This is a genomic window from Mycobacterium sp. E3298, assembly GCF_001666895.1.
Classification (GTDB): domain Bacteria; phylum Actinomycetota; class Actinomycetes; order Mycobacteriales; family Mycobacteriaceae; genus Mycobacterium.
In genome coordinates this window covers 12,619-29,132 of record NZ_LZJB01000616.1, presented here as the reverse complement: position 1 = coordinate 29,132, position 16,514 = coordinate 12,619, and the positions used below count along the sequence as shown (strand labels likewise).

20 protein-coding genes are annotated in these 16,514 nt (G+C 67.6%); 8 read left to right on the top strand and 12 right to left on the bottom strand.

Annotated features, from left to right (window positions below):
- Positions 1 to 27: 27 nt before the first annotated feature.
- From rpsD to infA, 5 genes are all read right to left on the bottom strand, one after another.
- Complete coding sequence (gene rpsD, locus A9X05_RS28255; RefSeq protein ID WP_067273257.1) at positions 28 to 633, bottom strand: 30S ribosomal protein S4; 606 nt, start codon at positions 631 to 633, stop codon at positions 28 to 30.
- A 9-nt stretch (positions 634 to 642) separates the two neighbouring features.
- The gene (gene rpsK, locus A9X05_RS28250; RefSeq protein WP_046182344.1) at positions 643 to 1,059 is read right to left on the bottom strand and encodes a 30S ribosomal protein S11; all 417 of its coding nucleotides are present in this window, start codon (positions 1,057 to 1,059) and stop codon (positions 643 to 645) included.
- Positions 1,060 to 1,065: 6 nt separating this feature from the next.
- Positions 1,066 to 1,440, bottom strand: a complete 375-nt coding sequence (gene rpsM / locus A9X05_RS28245) for a 30S ribosomal protein S13 (RefSeq protein ID WP_007167900.1) — start codon at positions 1,438 to 1,440, stop codon at positions 1,066 to 1,068.
- Positions 1,441 to 1,648: 208 nt separating this feature from the next.
- Positions 1,649 to 1,762 (bottom strand): 50S ribosomal protein L36, encoded by a 114-nt coding sequence (gene rpmJ / locus A9X05_RS30245; protein ID WP_003879483.1) that lies wholly within the window; start codon positions 1,760 to 1,762, stop codon positions 1,649 to 1,651.
- A gap of 40 nt (positions 1,763 to 1,802) precedes the next feature.
- Positions 1,803 to 2,024 carry a translation initiation factor IF-1 gene (infA, locus tag A9X05_RS28240; protein ID WP_003418601.1) on the bottom strand — a complete coding sequence of 74 codons (222 nt, stop codon included), beginning with the start codon at positions 2,022 to 2,024 and terminating at the stop codon, positions 1,803 to 1,805.
- A gap of 252 nt (positions 2,025 to 2,276) precedes the next feature.
- On the opposite strand from infA, the gene A9X05_RS28235 reads away from it, so the two are divergent.
- From A9X05_RS28235 to A9X05_RS28200, 8 genes are all read left to right on the top strand, one after another.
- Entirely contained in the window at positions 2,277 to 3,962 is a 1,686-nt protein-coding gene (locus A9X05_RS28235) for an FAD-dependent oxidoreductase (RefSeq protein ID WP_067754425.1), read from the top strand.
- Complete coding sequence (locus tag A9X05_RS28230; RefSeq protein WP_067785593.1) at positions 3,959 to 5,452, top strand: ATP-binding protein; 1,494 nt, start codon at positions 3,959 to 3,961, stop codon at positions 5,450 to 5,452. Before A9X05_RS28235 ends, A9X05_RS28230 begins: the two co-directional genes overlap by 4 nt.
- Positions 5,453 to 5,481: 29 nt before the next feature.
- Complete coding sequence (locus A9X05_RS28225) at positions 5,482 to 6,324, top strand: LLM class F420-dependent oxidoreductase (protein WP_067785589.1); 843 nt, start codon at positions 5,482 to 5,484, stop codon at positions 6,322 to 6,324.
- 21 nt (positions 6,325 to 6,345) lie between these two features.
- A complete protein-coding gene (locus A9X05_RS28220) occupies positions 6,346 to 7,224 on the top strand; it encodes an LLM class F420-dependent oxidoreductase (protein ID WP_067785586.1) in 879 nt (292 codons plus the stop codon).
- A gap of 26 nt (positions 7,225 to 7,250) precedes the next feature.
- Positions 7,251 to 8,246, top strand: coding sequence for a dTDP-glucose 4,6-dehydratase (gene rfbB / locus A9X05_RS28215; RefSeq protein WP_067754409.1), 996 nt, complete (start codon positions 7,251 to 7,253; stop codon positions 8,244 to 8,246).
- A gap of 1 nt (position 8,247) precedes the next feature.
- Complete coding sequence (gene rfbC, locus A9X05_RS28210) at positions 8,248 to 8,856, top strand: dTDP-4-dehydrorhamnose 3,5-epimerase (protein WP_067754406.1); 609 nt, start codon at positions 8,248 to 8,250, stop codon at positions 8,854 to 8,856.
- A 231-nt stretch (positions 8,857 to 9,087) separates the two neighbouring features.
- Positions 9,088 to 10,224, top strand: coding sequence for an acyltransferase (locus A9X05_RS28205; protein WP_067785583.1), 1,137 nt, complete (start codon positions 9,088 to 9,090; stop codon positions 10,222 to 10,224).
- 98 nt (positions 10,225 to 10,322) lie between these two features.
- Positions 10,323 to 11,447 carry an acyltransferase gene (locus A9X05_RS28200; protein WP_067754400.1) on the top strand — a complete coding sequence of 375 codons (1,125 nt, stop codon included), beginning with the start codon at positions 10,323 to 10,325 and terminating at the stop codon, positions 11,445 to 11,447.
- Here A9X05_RS28200 and A9X05_RS28195 read toward each other — a convergent pair.
- Genes A9X05_RS28195 through A9X05_RS28165 form a run of 7 tightly spaced genes read right to left on the bottom strand, consistent with a single transcriptional unit; the run spans position 11,404 to position 16,445 of the window.
- A complete protein-coding gene (locus A9X05_RS28195; RefSeq protein ID WP_067754397.1) occupies positions 11,404 to 11,796 on the bottom strand; it encodes a hypothetical protein in 393 nt (130 codons plus the stop codon). The genes A9X05_RS28200 and A9X05_RS28195 overlap by 44 nt on opposite strands.
- Complete coding sequence (locus A9X05_RS28190; RefSeq protein ID WP_067754595.1) at positions 11,793 to 12,701, bottom strand: metallophosphoesterase; 909 nt, start codon at positions 12,699 to 12,701, stop codon at positions 11,793 to 11,795. The genes A9X05_RS28195 and A9X05_RS28190 overlap by 4 nt, the downstream gene beginning before the upstream one ends.
- Before the next feature lie 8 nt (positions 12,702 to 12,709).
- A complete protein-coding gene (locus tag A9X05_RS28185; protein ID WP_067754394.1) occupies positions 12,710 to 13,108 on the bottom strand; it encodes a cupredoxin family copper-binding protein in 399 nt (132 codons plus the stop codon).
- Between the two features lie 24 nt (positions 13,109 to 13,132).
- Positions 13,133 to 13,834 carry a Rieske (2Fe-2S) protein gene (locus A9X05_RS28180; RefSeq protein ID WP_067754391.1) on the bottom strand — a complete coding sequence of 234 codons (702 nt, stop codon included), beginning with the start codon at positions 13,832 to 13,834 and terminating at the stop codon, positions 13,133 to 13,135.
- A complete protein-coding gene (locus tag A9X05_RS28175; RefSeq protein ID WP_067754388.1) occupies positions 13,831 to 14,379 on the bottom strand; it encodes an RNA polymerase sigma factor in 549 nt (182 codons plus the stop codon). The genes A9X05_RS28180 and A9X05_RS28175 overlap by 4 nt, the downstream gene beginning before the upstream one ends.
- Positions 14,380 to 14,424: 45 nt before the next feature.
- Positions 14,425 to 15,852: an NAD(P)-binding protein gene (locus tag A9X05_RS28170; RefSeq protein ID WP_067754386.1), complete on the bottom strand. Its 1,428-nt coding sequence runs from the start codon at positions 15,850 to 15,852 to the stop codon at positions 14,425 to 14,427.
- Positions 15,853 to 15,872: 20 nt separating this feature from the next.
- Entirely contained in the window at positions 15,873 to 16,445 is a 573-nt protein-coding gene (locus A9X05_RS28165; RefSeq protein ID WP_067754589.1) for a TetR/AcrR family transcriptional regulator, read from the bottom strand.
- Between the last annotated feature and the right edge of the window lie 69 nt (positions 16,446 to 16,514).

Below are 16,514 nucleotides of genomic sequence, written 5' to 3'. Positions count from 1 at the left end.
TTTCCGCACCGGTCGGTGCGGAAGCTCTTACTTCGAGTAGAACTCGACGATCAGCTGCTCGGCGAGCGGCACGTCGATCTGAGCCCGCTCGGGCAGCTGGTGAATCAGGATGCGCTGGCGCTCGCCGACCACCTGCAGCCAGCTCGGGATCGGGCGGTCGCCCGCCGTCTCCCGCGCGATCTGGAACGGCACCGTGTTCAGCGAGCCGTCCCGCACGTCGATGATGTCGTACTGCGACACCCGGTAGCTGGGCACGTTGACGTGCACGCCGTTGACGCTGAAGTGGCCGTGGCTGACCAGCTGGCGGGCCATCCGGCGCGTGCGGGCCAGCCCCGCGCGGTACACGACGTTGTCCAGCCGGCTTTCCAGGATCTTGAGCAGCTCCTCACCCGTCTTGCCGGGCTGCCGGGTGGCCTCTTCGTAGTAGCGGCGGAACTGCTTCTCCATCACGCCGTAGGTGAAGCGGGCCTTCTGCTTCTCCTGCAGCTGCTGCAGGTATTCGCTCTCCTTGATCCGCGCGCGGCCGTGCTGGCCGGGCGGGTAGGGGCGCTTCTCGAACGCCTGGTCGCCACCGACGAGGTCGGTGCGCAGCCGGCGCGACTTGCGGGTGATGGGTCCGGTGTAACGAGCCATGATTGTGTCCTAGACCCTTCTGCGCTTCGGCGGACGGCAGCCGTTGTGGGGCTGGGGGGTGACGTCGGAGATCGCGCCGACCTCGAGGCCCGCGGCCTGCAGCGAACGGATCGCCGTCTCCCGGCCCGAGCCCGGGCCCTTCACGAACACGTCGACCTTGCGCACACCGTGCTCCTGCGCCTTGCGCGCCGCGTTCTCGGCGGCCAGCTGAGCGGCGAACGGGGTCGATTTCCGCGAGCCCTTGAAGCCGACGTGGCCCGACGACGCCCAGGCGATGACGTTGCCCTGGGGGTCGGTGATGCTCACGATCGTGTTGTTGAACGTGCTCTTGATGTGCGCGGCACCGTGCGGGATGTTCTTCTTTTCCCGCTTGCGGGTCTTCTGCCCCTTCTTGGGGGCAGACGCTGCCTTCTTGGCTGGTGGCATGGGCGATTACCTGGCCTTCTTCTTGCCGGCGATGGTGCGCTTCGGGCCCTTGCGGGTGCGCGCATTGGTCTTGGTCCGCTGGCCGCGCACCGGCAGGCCGCGGCGGTGCCGCAGGCCCTGGTAGCAGCCGATCTCGATCTTGCGGCGAATGTCGGCCTGCACCTCGCGGCGCAGGTCACCCTCAACCTTGAGGTTCGCTTCGATGTAGTCACGCAAGTGGGTCAGCTGGTCGTCGGTCAGGTCCCTGGTGCGCAGGTCCTTGTCGATCCCCGTAGCTGCCAGGATCTCGTTCGACCGGGTACGGCCGACGCCGAAAATGTAGGTCAGCGCGATCTCCATCCGCTTGTCGCGCGGCAGATCGACGCCTACTAATCGAGCCATAGGTGGCGTTTCCTCTTTTTCTAAGCGGAGGTCTGATCCCAGTCCGTTCCCGTCTTGAGACGGGGCCCGGCCTCCGTCCGGGCGTGGATGAGCGACGTATTCGCTCAGTGGTGCTGGGAGGTCTGCATTCAGTTGTGTTGGGCAGAGCCGGCCTTGATGGCTGCGACCCGCATCGCCCGGCTACGCCGCGCTTGCGATCGCCGCCGGATCAGCCCTGGCGCTGCTTGTGGCGCGGATCGGAGCAGATCACCATGACCCGCCCATGCCGACGGATCACCCTGCACTTGTCACAGATTGGCTTGACGCTCGGGTTCACCTTCACGGCTGTTCGATCCTGTTCTTTCTCGTTGTCTTATTCGGGCTTACTTGTACCGGTACACGATGCGGCCCCGGGACAGGTCGTAGGGAGACAGCTCCACCACCACCCGGTCCTCGGGCAGGATGCGGATGTAGTGCTGCCGCATCTTGCCGCTGATGTGGGCGAGCACTTTGTGACCGTTCTCCAGCTCAATGCGGAACATCGCATTGGGCAGGGGCTCGACCACGCGGCCCTCGACCTCTATGGCACCGTCCTTCTTGGCCATAACTTTTCAGCAATCCTCGTCTTTGGTTTCGTATCCTGTGTGCGCCCTTACCGGCGCAGCATTCGCCCGACTAGAAACGTGAGCCGGTTACAGGAAATTCCTCAGACAGGGCACGCAAAAAGTCGGCGCGGATGACGCACCGTTGTCCCACGATACCCGGTCAGGCCCCTTCACCCAAAATCGCCGGCAGCGAAATCCGCCCGGCCTCCTCGACCTGCCGCGAGGGCCCTGACGAGGGCATACTTAACTCCGATGACGAGCCCCGCGAGTCCCGCCGAACCCTCCGCCCAGCCTCGCAAGCCGGTGTTGCTGACCGTCGATGACGATCCCTCCGTCTCGCGCGCGGTCGCCCGTGACCTTCGCCGCCAATACGGCGACCGGCACCGGGTCGTGCGCGCCGAGTCCGGTCCCGACGCCTTGGAGACGCTCAAGGAGCTCAAGCTGCGCGGCGAGACCGTGGCGGTGCTCATCGCCGACTACCGGATGCCGCAGATGAGCGGCATCGAGTTCCTCGAGCAGGCGATGGACCTGTACCCCGCCGCGCGCCGCGTGCTGCTGACCGCGTACGCCGACACCCACGCCGCCATCGACGCGATCAACGTCGTCGACCTCGACCACTACCTGCTCAAGCCGTGGGACCCGCCGCAGGAGAAGTTCTACCCGGTGATCGACGGCCTGCTGGATGCCTGGCGGTCGGCCCCCGAACACCCGATCCCGCACACCAAGGTGATCGGGCACCGCTGGTCGGAGCGGTCCTGGCAGGTGCGCGACTTCCTGGCCCGCAACGGGCTGCACTACTCGTGGTTCATGGCCGACGATCCCGACGGCGAGCGGCTGCTCAAGGCCGCCGGCGAGGACGGCCTGCGGCTGCCCGTCGTCGTCACCGAACGCGGCGACACCCTGGTCGAACCCACCGACGCCCAGCTGGCCGACACCCTGGGCCTGACCACCACGCCGTCGCAGGAGTTCTACGACCTGATCGTCATCGGCGGCGGGCCCGCGGGCCTGGCCGCCGCCGTCTACGGCGCCTCGGAGGGGTTGCGCACGGTGCTGATCGAGCGCACCGCGACGGGCGGGCAGGCGGGCCAGAGTTCACGCATCGAGAACTACCTCGGCTTCCCCGACGGCGTGTCGGGCGGCCAGTTGGCGGAGCGCGCCCGTCGGCAGGCCGAGAAGTTCGGGGCCGAGCTGATCACCGCGCGCTCTGCCACGGCGCTGGAGGTCAACGGTCCCAAGCGCACCGTGCGGTTCGCCGACGGCGGCTCGATCGACGCGCACGCGGTCATCCTGGCCACCGGCGTCACCTACCGCGAGCACCAGGCCGAGGGCTGCGGCGAGCTGACCGGCAAGGGCGTCTACTACGGGGCGGCCGTCTCGATCGCCTCGGAGTGCGCGGGCGAGGAGGTCTACGTCGTCGGTGGGGCCAACTCCGCCGGCCAGGCCGCGATGTACCTGTCCCGCGAGGCGAAGTCGGTGACCATCGTGGTGCGCGGCCCGTCGCTGGACGCGTCGATGTCCTACTACCTCATTCAGCAGATCCAGCGGCGGCCCAACATCACCGTCCGCACCTGCACCGAGGTGCGGCGCGCCGTCGGCGAGGACCACCTGGAGCGGCTGACCCTGGTCGACAACCAGACCGGGGAGACCGAGGACGTCACCTGCGCCCGGATGTTCATCTTCATCGGCGCCGCGCCGCGCACCGAATGGCTGGACGGGGTGCTCGCCCGCGACGACCACGGCTTCGTCCTCACCGGCCCGGACCTGCGCAACGTGTGCGGGTGGACGCTCGACCGCCCGCCGCATCACCTGGAGACCAGCGTGCCGGGCGTATTCGCCACCGGCGACGTGCGGGCCGAGTCCGCCAAGCGCGTCGCGGCCGCGGTCGGCGAGGGATCGATGGCCGTCATGCTGGTGCACCGCTACCTGGCCGAGTCATGACGGCCAAGACACCCTGCCAGCCCGACGAGCTGCGCAGCCTGTTCCTGTTCGAGGCGCTCACCGACGAACAGCTCGCGGTGCTGTGCGCAGCTGGGCACATCGAGAACTACGAACCGGGCCCCATCTGCGTCGAAGGCGAGCCGGCGACCTGCTTCTACGTCCTCATCCAGGGCGAGTTGACGATGTCCAAGCTCTCGGGCGGCCAGGACATCGAAACCAACCGCACCTCGCAGCGCGGCGTCTACTGCGGCGCCTGGCGGGCGTTCACCGGCGGCAAGCAGAAGAGCTACGACGCCTCGGTGCACGTGACCAAGCCGTCGCGGTTCTTCGTGATGGACGCACCCGTGTTCGCCCAGTTCATGAAGGACCAGTTCCCGATGGCCGTCCACCTGCTCGACGGCATCGCCGTCGGCACCGACCGGACCCGGCGGATCATCGACAACCGGGAGAAGCTGCTCGCGCTGGGCCGGCTGTCGGCCGGGCTGACCCACCAGCTGAACAACCCCGCGGCGGCCATCGCCCGCGCGGCCGCCGATCTGCGCGGCCGGGTCGCCGGCATGCGGGGCAAGCTGGCCATGCTCGCCGACGGCACCGTCAGCCCCGAGGCACTCAGCGCCCTGGTCCACCTCCAGCAAGGGGTGGCCGAGCAGGTCGCCAAGTCGGCGACGGAACACCTGAGCGCGATGGAAACCGCCGACCGCGAGGACGCCGTCGGCGACTGGCTGGAAGAGCACGGCGTCGAGGGCGGCTGGGACATCGCGCCGACGTTCGTCGAGGGCGGCATCGACACCGACTGGCTGGAGCGGATTTCCACGGTCAGCGAAGAACTCGCGTCGACATCGCTGGAGGAGGCGATCCGGTGGATCAACTACACCATCGAGAGCGAGCTGCTGATGAACCAGATTTTGGAAGCGAGCAAGCGGATTTCGGCGTTGGTCGCCGACGCCAAGCAGTATTCGCAGCTGGACCGCGCCCCGTTCCAGGTGGCCAACATCCACGAATTGCTGCGCTCCACACTGGTGATGTTCGCCGACCGGTTGACCAAGGACGGAAGCAGGGGCACCAAAGCGATCACCCTGGTGAAGGATTTCGACCAGTCGCTTCCCGAAATTCCCTGCTACCCAGGCGATCTCAACCAGGTGTGGACCAACATCATCGACAACGCCATCGCCGCGATGCGCGACACGGGCGGCACGCTGACCGTCCGCACCTGCCGGGAGGGCGAGAACATGGTTCGCGTCGAGATCTGCGACACCGGGCCCGGGGTGCCCGAGGAAGCCCGCGAGCACATCTTCGAGCCGTTCTTCACCACCAAGCCGTTCGGCGAGGGCACCGGCCTCGGGCTGGACCTGGCGTTCAACATCGTCGTCAAGAAGCATCGCGGGGACCTGCGCGTCGAATCGGTGCCCGGCGACACCCGGTTCATCGTGCTGCTACCGCTGGAAGTCCCGCCGGTCGCGGACCCGGAGCCGGTCGAATCGGTGGAATAGGGCCGCCGCCGCGCCGGTTGGGAACAACCATGACCGATGCAGCGAGCAAGCCCAACCTCGGCCGGTTCGGATCGTTCGGACGCGGCGTCACGCCTGAACAAGCCAAAGACATCGAAGCCCTGGGCTACGGGGCCGTCTGGGTGGGCGGCTCTCCCCCCGCCGAGCTGGCCTGGGTGGAGCCCATCCTCGAAGCGACGACCACCCTGCAGGTGGCCACCGGCATCGTCAACATCTGGACGGCCGCGGCGAAGCCGGTGGCCGAGTCGTTCCACCGCATCGACAAGGCCTACCCCGGCCGCTTCCTGTTGGGCATCGGCGTCGGCCATCCCGAGGCGCACGCGGAGTACCGCAAGCCCTACGACGCGCTGGCCGAGTACCTGCAACAACTCGACGACTACGGCGTGCCCGCCCACCGCCGCGTGGTGGCCGCGCTCGGACCCCGGGTACTCAAGCTGTCCGCGGAGCGCGCCGCCGGGGCGCACCCGTACCTCACCACCCCCGAACACACCGCGCAGGCGCGCGAGCTGATCGGCCCGTCGGCGTTCCTGGCGCCCGAACACAAAGCCGTGCTGACCACCGACGTCGAGAAGGCCCGCGCGGTGGGCCGCAGGGCGCTCGACATCTATTTCCAACTGGCCAACTACCGCAACAACTGGAAACGGCTCGGTTTCACCGACGAGGAAGTCACCAAGCCGGGCAGCGACCGCCTGATCGACTCGTTGGTCGCCTACGGCACGCCGGAGGCGATCGCGGCCCGATTGAAAGAGCACCTCGACGCGGGGGCCGACCACGTGCCGGTGCAGGTCCTGACCAAGGATGAAAACCTGGTGCCGGCGTTGGCCGAATTGGCGGGGCCGCTCGGACTGAGCTGACAGACGCGGGAGGGGACGTAGATGACCGAGGCAGTAGCACTCAAACCCGACCTGGGCCGGTTCGGCGTCTGGCTGCCCAACCGATCCATCACCGGGGAACTTGCGGCGCGGATCGAGTCACTCGGCTACGGCGCCGCCTGGATCGGTGGTTCGCCGGACGCCGAGCTGTCGTGGGTGGAACCGGCCCTGGCGCAGACCTCCTCGCTGCAGCTGGCCACCGGGATCATCAACATCTGGACGGCGCAGGCCGCGGCCGTCGCCCGGTCCTTCCAGCGCATCGAAACGGCTTATCCCGGAAGGTTTTTGCTCGGGGTCGGCGTCGGGCATCCCGAGCACACCCAGGAGTACGTCAAGCCGTACGACGCGCTGGCCTCCTACCTCGACGAGCTCGACGCCACGATGGTGCCCACCAGCCGCCGCGTGCTCGCCGCGCTGGGGCCGCGCGTGCTGCGGCTGGCGGCCCAGCGCAGCGCCGGCGCGCACCCGTATCTGACCACGCCGGAACACACGGCCAAGGCCCGCGAACTGGTCGGCAAGTCCGTGTTCCTCGCGCCCGAACACAAGGTGGTGCTGACCACCCCGGACCAAGAAGGGGCGGAGGCAGCCCGCGCCATCGGGCGCAGGTATGCCGACTTCTACCTGGACCTGAGTAACTACGTGAACAACTGGCTGCGGCTCGGGTTCACCGAAGCCGACGTCCGCAAGCCGGGCAGCGACCGGCTGATCGACGCGGTGGTCGCGTATGGCACGCCGGAGGCCATCGCGCAGCGACTCCGCGAACACTGCGACGCCGGAGCCGACCACGTGGCCATCCAGGTGCTGGACAGCCAGGACGACGACGCGCTCGTTTCGGCGCTCAGCGAACTGGCCGGGCCGCTGGGGCTGACTGCCGCAAGCTGACCCGTCCGCTCGGTTAGGGTTTGACCATGCGGTTACTGGTCACCGGCGGCGCGGGGTTCATCGGCGCGAACTTCGTGCACAGCACCGTCCGCGAACACCCCGAGGACTCGGTGACGGTGCTCGACGCCCTGACCTACGCCGGGCGGCGGGAGTCGCTGGCCGACGTCGAGGACGCCATTCGGCTGGTCGTCGGGGACATCTGCGACACCGAGCTGGTCTCCGGGCTGGTCGCCGAGTCCGACGCGGTCGTGCACTTCGCCGCGGAAAGCCACGTGGACAACGCGCTGGACGACCCGGGCCCGTTCCTGCACACGAACGTGGTCGGCACGTTCACCATCCTGGAAGCCGTCCGGCGCCACGGCGTGCGGTTGCACCACATTTCGACCGACGAGGTCTACGGCGACCTCGAGCTCGACGACCCCAACCGGTTCACCGAATCGACGCCCTACAACCCGTCGAGCCCGTACTCGGCTACCAAGGCCGGAGCCGACATGCTGGTCCGGGCGTGGGTTCGCTCCTACGGCGTGCGCGCGACGATCTCGAACTGCTCCAACAACTACGGCCCGTATCAGCATGTCGAGAAGTTCATCCCGCGCCAGATCACCAACGTGCTCACCGGCCGGCGGCCCAAGCTGTACGGCAGCGGCGCCAACGTCCGCGACTGGATCCACGTCGACGACCACAACAGCGCCGTGCGGCGCATCCTGGAAAAGGGCGAAATCGGCCGCACCTACCTGATCAGCTCGGAGGGCGAACGCGACAACCTCAGCGTGCTGCGCACGCTGCTGAAGATGATGGGCCGCGAACCCGACGACTTCGACCACGTGACCGACCGCGTCGGCCACGACTTGCGCTACGCCATCGACCCGTCGATGCTCTACGACGAATTGTGCTGGGCGCCAAAGCATACCGACTTCGAGGAGGGCTTGAGCGCCACCATCGACTGGTATCGTGCGAACGAATCGTGGTGGCGCCCTCTGAAGGACGCCGCGGAAGCCCGTTATGAAGGACGTGGTCAATAAGATGAAGGTTCGCGAACTCGACATCCCCGGCACCTGGGAGATCACCCCCGCCCTTCATGGCGACTCCCGGGGCCTGCTCTTCGAGTGGCTCACCGACCACGACTTCACCGGCTTCGCCGGTCACCGCCTGGACGTCCGGCAGGCCAACTGTTCGGTGTCGTCCGCCGGCGTGCTACGTGGCCTGCACTTCGCCCAGGTTCCCCCGAGCCAGGCCAAATACGTGACCTGCGTGTCCGGCTCGGTGTTCGATGTGGTGGTCGACATCCGGGTGGGCTCACCCACATTCGGCCAGTGGGATTCGGTTCTGCTCGACGACCTGAATCACAAGACGATTTACATTTCGGAGGGCTTGGCGCACGGCTTCCTTGCGCTCCAAGACAATTCGACGGTGATGTACCTGTGCTCGGCCGAATACAACCCGCAGCGCGAACACACCATCTGCCCCACGGATCCGGCGTTGGCGATCGACTGGCCGCTGGTCAACGGCGCCGCCCCCAACCTGTCCGACCGCGACGCGGCTGCCCCGAGCTTCGAAGAGGTCCGCGCCTCGGGCCTGCTGCCCTCCTGGGAGGAGACGCAGCGGTTCATCAACGCCAAGCGCGACGGGTAACGGGGGCGGTCGCGGGGCGACCCGGCCACCAAGACCGGGGATGAATTTTGTGGCGCGCGTGCGGATCGCGTTTGCACACCTGACGCCGAGCGCCGTTATGGCTTACCGGATATGGGGCAGTGGCGGTTTTGCCACCGAGAAATCCCTCAGGTAGCGTGAATTCGCCCGCTTTGGCGATCTGTGACGATATGACGACACCGCAGCGCCCTATGCGGACAACTGGGGAGGCGGATGAAACTCGGGCAGGTATTCGATCCGCGCAATAACGCACTCAATGCGTGGCGCTTGGCGCTGGCCGCCGAAGTGATCTTCTGGCACACGTTGTCCGTAAGGAATCACCTCCCGTCGTCCCGGGCGGTGTTGCAACTGCTCCTTTGCATAGGGGTGGATGGGTTCTTCGGCATTTCCGGATTCCTGATCACCGCGAGTTGGCTGAGCAACCCGAAGCTACGCGAATATCTCGCCGCTCGGGCTCTTCGCATCCTGCCCGGCTTTTACGTTTGCCTGCTGGTGACCGCCTTCGTGATTGCTCCTATCAGCGTGGCGATTCAAGGCGGGTCGCCCGCCAAACTCATATCGTCGGGCGCGCCGCTGGAATACGTTCTGAAGAACAGCGCCGTGGCGCTGGTCAAATTCGATGTCGGTGGCACACCGCGCGACATTCCCAACGCGGGGATGTGGAACGGTTCGCTGTGGTCCCTCATTTGGGAAATCATGTGCTACCTAGTCGTCGCGGGTATCGGGGTAGTCGGCCTTGCGAAGTACCGGTGGGTATCCCTGGCAATCCTCTTGCCGGCGACGGTCGGGGCCGCAATGCTGCCGCCGTTGAGATTTCCCGACGTACTTCATCAACATGAGGGCGGCGGCGACGTCCGCACCGCCCTGCTCTTCTTGATTTGCCGGTCCGCAATCATGTTCGCGGCCGGGGCGTTCCTTTACCAGTGGCGCGACGTGATTCCCGCGCGATGGTGGCTCGTCGGGGTGAGCGTCGCCATCGTCATAGCGGCCGGTTCGCTACCCGACTACCGGGTCGTCGCCGCCGTCCCGCTGGCCTATGCCGTCATCGTCTCCGGCTCCCTGATCCACAACGAGCGCTTGAGGCTGCGTACGGATCTGTCTTACGGGACTTATATCTACGCCTACCCGGTTCAGCAGTTGCTCACCGTCATGGGACTTCTCCGTTTGGCCCCGCTCCTCTTCACCCTCGTCGTGGCAGCGGCGACGTTGCCCCTGGCCGTGGCGAGCTGGTTTCTCATCGAAAGGCCCGCCAGGTCTCTCAAATACCGTCTGAAGCGGAAGTCGGTGACCCCGGTCCCCGACGGAGCGGGCGACGACCGGCGCACCCGAGAGGCACCGGATACCGCCTAGCCGTGGGTGCGAGCAGTCCGGGAGATACGGGCTTCACAGAAGTTCATAGAGTGTCTTATGATTCCGCGGGCAGCTCGGGGGCTACGACAGGAAGACGCGTGACACTCGGGCAGCAATTCGATCCGCGCAACAATGCACTCAACGCGTGGCGGCTGGTGCTGGCGATTTCGGTGATACTAGGCCACTCCTTCACCCTGACCGGACATCATCTGCCGGCCGGGATGGTTGGACATCTCTTGGGCGCCGGAGGGGTCGACGGCTTCTTCGCGGTCTCGGGATTCCTGATCACCGCGAGCTGGCTTCGGCACCCCCACATCCGGGACTATCTCGTGGCCCGCGCCCTGCGCATCCTCCCCGGGTTCTACGTCTGCCTGGTCGTCACCGCATTCGTCGTCGCCCCGATCGGCGTTCACATCCAGGGCGGCTCGGCGATGAAATTGCTACTGTCCTCGGCGCCCTTCGACTACGTCCTGATGAACAGCGCGGTGGCCACCCTCAAGGTCGATGTCGGCGGAACGCCGACCGGGATCCCGTATCCGGGCACGTGGAACAGTTCGCTGTGGACACTCATGTTCGAGCTTGCCTGCTATCTGGCCGTGGCGGCCATCGGCGTCGCCGGCCTCGCCAGCCGCCGGTGGGTCTCCCCCGCGATCTTGGTAGTGGCGGTGGCGGCCGAGGTGTTATCGCCGCCCATGGCAATCGGCCAGCCGATGGCTTCCCAGTTCGCCGCCGCGAGCGCGCGCTTCGCCGTCATGTTCGCGGCCGGAGCCTTGCTCTACCAATGGCGGGACAAGATCCCCGCCCGGTGGTCGCTTGTGTGGGTGTGCGTGGTCGTCGTCGCCCTGGGCGGCACGCTACTTCCGCATCATCGGCTGCTTGGTGGCATCCCCCTTGCCTACGCGATCATCGCGTCCGGCGCGCTACTGCAGAGCAAACGACTGAGGCTCCGTACGGATCTCTCCTACGGCGTGTACATCTACGGCTTCCCGGTTCAGCAGTTGCTGATGATCTCGTGGGTTGGCGTCCCGACTCCGATTGTGCACGCGGGCGTCGCGACGATAGCCACACTGCCGCTAGCCGCTCTGAGCTGGTTTCTGGTCGAGAAGCCCGCGATGTCGCTGAAGGCCCAACTGTTGACCAAGTGGAAGGCGGAAGAGGAAGCCGCCGACATGGTGGATCTCATCCTTGAGGAACCGACTGACGAGGTTGCCGATCCCGCCTAGTCGCCAGTTCCCCCGCCCACAGCAGCACCGTCAACGCCTCCGCGGTCACCGTAATCGCGGCATACGGCGCGGGTTCCCAACCTCGCTCGACAAACCCCTGCAGCCCAACGGTCCTCGACAGCGCGAACGCGACCAGCGAGCCGCCCGCCACGGCGGCCGCGGCCCACCGCAGCCATTCGGGACCGCCAAGGAGGATCAGCAGGGCGAGGGCGAACGAGGCGCTGGCCTGAACCAGAAACGCGGCGCCGATGTCCGGGATGTGGCGATAGCCATGGACATACAGGTAGGCGTGGCCGGCGGCGCTGACGGCCAGTGACACGGCCAGGCCGAGGCGAATCAGCAGAGTCATTGCAGGGCCTGCTCTTTCAACGCCAGGACGGTCTCACCCTTGGTGTAGCTCACCTCGCGGATGCCGAGCGCGTCGCGGAGCTTGCCCGCGGGCAGGGTGACCGGCTTGGGCGCGGGCCCGTCGCCGGGCTTCGGCAGCGGATACGCGGTCGTGGTCCCGCTGTAGAACGTCACCTTGCCCTCCGTCTTGGAAAAGAGTTGGTGCACATGCCCGTTCAGGCAGGTGACCGACGAGAACCGGCGCAGGTAGGACAGCGCCTGGGTCGCGTCGTCGGTGCCCCAGCCCCAGTTCGGGTACATCGCGAACAACGGGATGTGGCTGAACACGATGACGGGGGTGTCGCTCGACAGCCGCGCGACGTCCTTCTCGACGAACTCCAGCTGGTCGGTCCCCAGGTGCCCGAGTTTGTGCAGGTTCAACGTGTTGACCAGTGCGATCACGTGGACGCCCGCGGTGTCGAAGCTGTACCAGCCGTCACCGGCGGATCCGGCGCCGAAGGCGCTGCGGTACTTCTGGCCCGCGTCGTCGACGGAGTCGTGCTCCCCCGGAACGGTGAACACGTGCGGCGTCTTCAAGGCGGTCATCATCTGCTTAACCTGGTCGAACTGCTCGGGGCTGGACAGGTGCGTGAGGTCACCGGTATGCACCACGAAATCCGGTGTGTAGCCGAGGTTGTTGACCTGGTCGATGGCGTGGCCGAATGTGCCGGCGACGTCCGGGTTGGGTGCCCCGGTGAAGCCGATGTGGCTGTCGCTGATCTGCGCGAACCGCAGGGCGGGCCGGGCGTGGGTGTGCTCGGTGGCGGCCGCGCCGGCGACGTGCGAAATGACCTCGCCGCCAACCACGGAGAACCCGACCGCCGCGCCGAACCAAGCCGTGTGTCGCATCAGCTGGCGGCGACTCATGTTCGGGTTCACCGGGTCACCACCACGGTCCCGTGCATCATCGGGTGGATCGAGCACACGTAGTCGAAAGTGCCCGGGTCGGTGAAGGTGTGGGTGAATGTGGCACCGGTCCCCATCCCGGGCGAGTGGAACGACCCGTCGCTCGCGGCCACGGTGTGGGGCTCTTCGTCGCGGTTGGTCCACGTGACCGTGGTGCCCGCGGTGACGGTCAGCGTCGCGGGCGCGAATGCGAAACCGTCGATGTTGACCTGGTTGCCGGTCGCCGGCGCCGCCGGTGCGGTGACGGACGTGGAACCCATGGACACGCCGGGACTGGAGCCGGCGGCCGGCCGCGAAGCCGAGCAACCCGCCAGCACCGCGGCGACGGCCAGCGCGGCCGCCGAAAGTTTTGTAAGCGTCATGCCCATAGATAGGGCGACGCGTTACACCACTCAGGCGGGCTGGTCGGGACGCGGGGGCGCGAACACCTCGATGACGCCGTCGGCCTCGCGAACCAACAACGGCGGCAACGGCTTCGGGGCGATCGGCAACTGATGGGTGAGCACCTGCCCGGTCGGCGAGAAGGACGTCGAGTGACAGGGGCAGCGCAGCGTGTCGTCGGGGGCGTCGAACCACAACCGGCACCCCTGATGGGTGCACACGCCGGAGACGGCCTGGGGTTTGCCGTCGACACGGCGCACGAATCCGCTGACCGAACCCAGGTCGAACGGGTGCATGACCCCGTCGGTCACCTGCGAGCTGGCCGCCACGCGCTGCCACGTCCCGGCGTTGGGCGTGAGCGGCGCGTTGTCGGCGGCCGGGACACCACCGGTTTCACCGGTGACCAGCGCGCGGTCGATGGACACCGCGGTGACCGCGGCGGCCGCCGCGGCGGACGTCCCGACGATGACCTGGCGGCGGGTGCTGCTGTGTTTGGGCGCCGCTTCTCCGCGGCCGTCGGACATCTGTTCGGCGATGCGGCGATGCAGATCGTCGAGGAACTCCGGGCGCGGCGCGTCGCCCCTGCGCCCGGCCGCGCGCAGTTCGATCGCCGTGCGCAGCTGCGCCGCCTCGAAGTCGTCGGGGGCGAACGGCCTGGGCCGGCGGCCCCGCAACAGGTCGTCGACGTATCGGCGTAACCCGCGGGCGTTCATGGTGCGCCCCCCTCGCTCACCTGTGCCGCCAGCCGCAGCGCGCGATGCTGTAGCACCTTGGCGTTGGCGACGCTGACCCCCAGCTCCGCGGCGGAGTCCTTGATCGAATGACCCTGCAGGAAGCGCAGTTCCAGGATGTGCCGGTAACGGTCCGGAAGGTTGTCCAGGACCCGGGCGACACGCTGCGGCGCCGTGCTGATCGCCTCCTCGCTTTCCGGTGGCTGTTCGATGTCGTCGATCGAGGTTATCTCCCGGCCCAGCGTCTCCCGCCAGTGCGCGGCCAGCACCGTTCGCGCGGTGACCCGCAGGTACGCGCGCACCTCGCCGACGCTCGCGGTCAGCCGGAGCGGCCGCAGCGCCGCCAGGAAGACCTCGGCGGTGAGGTCCTCGGCGTCGGCCCGGTTGCCGACACGCGCGAACAGCGTGCGATACACCCAGGACGCGTTGTCCTGGTACACCGCTTCCCAATCGGGATAGCCATCGTCAATGCCGCTGTCGGGCACCGCCCGCAGCGGCCGTTTGACGGGTTCGTTTCCTGCCGCCACGTGCCTCCTCCACCCGATGAATATCGAGCCGGGTTACACCGGGTATCACGGTGCCGCGAGCGAGGTTTGTTCACTGAGCAGTTCGTCGAGTTTGGCGGCGGTGGCCGAGAATACCGACTTGGCGATGCTGAGTATGCGTTCACGGACGCGGGGCTTCGCCGACGCCGGCGGCAACAGGTGGCCGATCAGGTGACCGAACAGGTCCAGGCGCGCCGCGGACATCCAGGCGGTCAGGTCCGGGTCGTCGAGCCAGCGCAACTGATTGGCGTAGTCGGCCCGCGCCAGCCGCAGCCAGTCCGTGTCGGTGTCGGGATGCGGCAACGGCACGCACAGCTCGTTCTTGACCGGGTCGTCGTGATACGCGGCTTCGACGTGGGCGATCAGCGCGGCGCTGAAGATCTGCTGGCAGCCGCGAACGGCTTGCAGCGTGATGTGTCCGGCACCGAAAATGGGTGTCGCCGGCCGCTTTTCGGCGCCGTCGGCGGTGCAGTCGATGTACAGGTCGTCACCGCCGCGCATCACCGTGCCGCCGTCGAGGACGATTCGGTCCGCGTCCACGCGCCGCACGTGGCCCATTCGGACCACGTCGCCGATGCGGCGGAGCTGATCGAGTTCCAGCCGGGTGACGGTCGCGCAGCGGTACATGGTGGGCCGGACCGCCGGGTCGACGCGCAGCAGCAGGCCGGCGTCCTCCTGCCTCGCGAACAGGTCCTCGACCGACGTGGCGTCCCGGATGGCCCGCAGCTGCGCGGTGAAGCTGTTCTTGATGACGTCGGCGAACAACGACCCGGGCTGCATCGTCGCCCGATCCAGCAGCCACGAGTCGCGGGGCACGATCCAGGTCAGCCGCTCCGGCGCGATGCCCTGGCCGAGCAGCCACAGGCACGTGTCGATGCCGGTCTTGCCGGCGCCGACGATCACGTACCGCTGGTGCGCGCCGAGCCGTGGCAGGTCGCCGGGGGGCACGCAGGCGACGCCGGGTGCGACCGCGTAGGGGGGCGGGCGCATGGCCGGCACCGTGACGCGCATGTAGGTGGCGTCGACGACGCGGCGCGCCACGGTGACGGTGTAGTCGTCGCCCGCGAGCGTGGTGAAGCGGCCTTTTGCGCCTTCCTGGCCGCGGTACTCGCTCATCGGGAAGTAGGTGACCCGCCCGGTCGCCAACAGCTGCCGGCGCATCACGTGGTCGTAGTAGGCGCACACCTCCCCGGCGGTGGCCAACTCGTAAAGCCCCTGATTCCAACCGATTCGGTCAATCGAGTCGCTGCCCAGCGGCAGCGAGTTGACGCCGTAGAACGCCGAGGGCTGATGCAGGCGGACGAACGGGTAGGCCATGGTCCAGTGCCCGCCCGGCTGGTGGTTGCGATCGACCAGCACCACGCGGGCGTCCGTCTCGGATACCAGCGTGTCGACGAACGCCATGCCCATGGCGCCCGCGCCGACCACCAGGTAGTCGGCCTCGATGGTGTGCATACGCCTGAAGGCTAGCGCGCTCAGCCGATGTCGGCCGCCGCGGCGCGGAGGTCATCGAGGGCCTTGAGGGCCAATTCGGCGAGGTCCTGGTCGTCGTCCCCGGCAAGCCATTCGGCGTAGGCCTCCTTGAACGCGAGCACGCCCAGCTCGGCGGCCAGGGCCGCGACCCTCTTCGGCACGCCCCGCGCGCGCAACGCGTCGGCCGTGGCCGCGGCGAGGCCGACCTGTTTGAGCGCGTCGCGCTCCTGCAGCTCGGTGCTGCTGGCGATGACGGCCTGCAGCCGGGGACCCAGCTCGCGATTGAACGGCGCCAACGGCCCGGCCGCCCGCTGTAGCCCGGCGGCGACCGCGGCGAGCGGGCTTGCATTCGGGGGCGCCGAGGCGATGCCCTCGGTCAGCAGTCGCGCGAGGGTCTCCTGGCCGGCCGCCAGCACCTCGCGCTTGTCGGGGAAGTACCGGAAGAAGGTGCTTTTCGTCAGGCCGGCCCGATCGGCGATCTCGGCGACGGTGGTCCGGTCGTAACCCTGATCGGAGAACAGCTGCAGGGCGGCGGCGACCAGCCGCGCGCGCGCATCCGGTTCCCAACGGGGCATCCGGTCATCGTAGCGATGCGACATTTGTCCCATCACTCTGCTAGCGTGATGAGACATAAGTCCCATCAC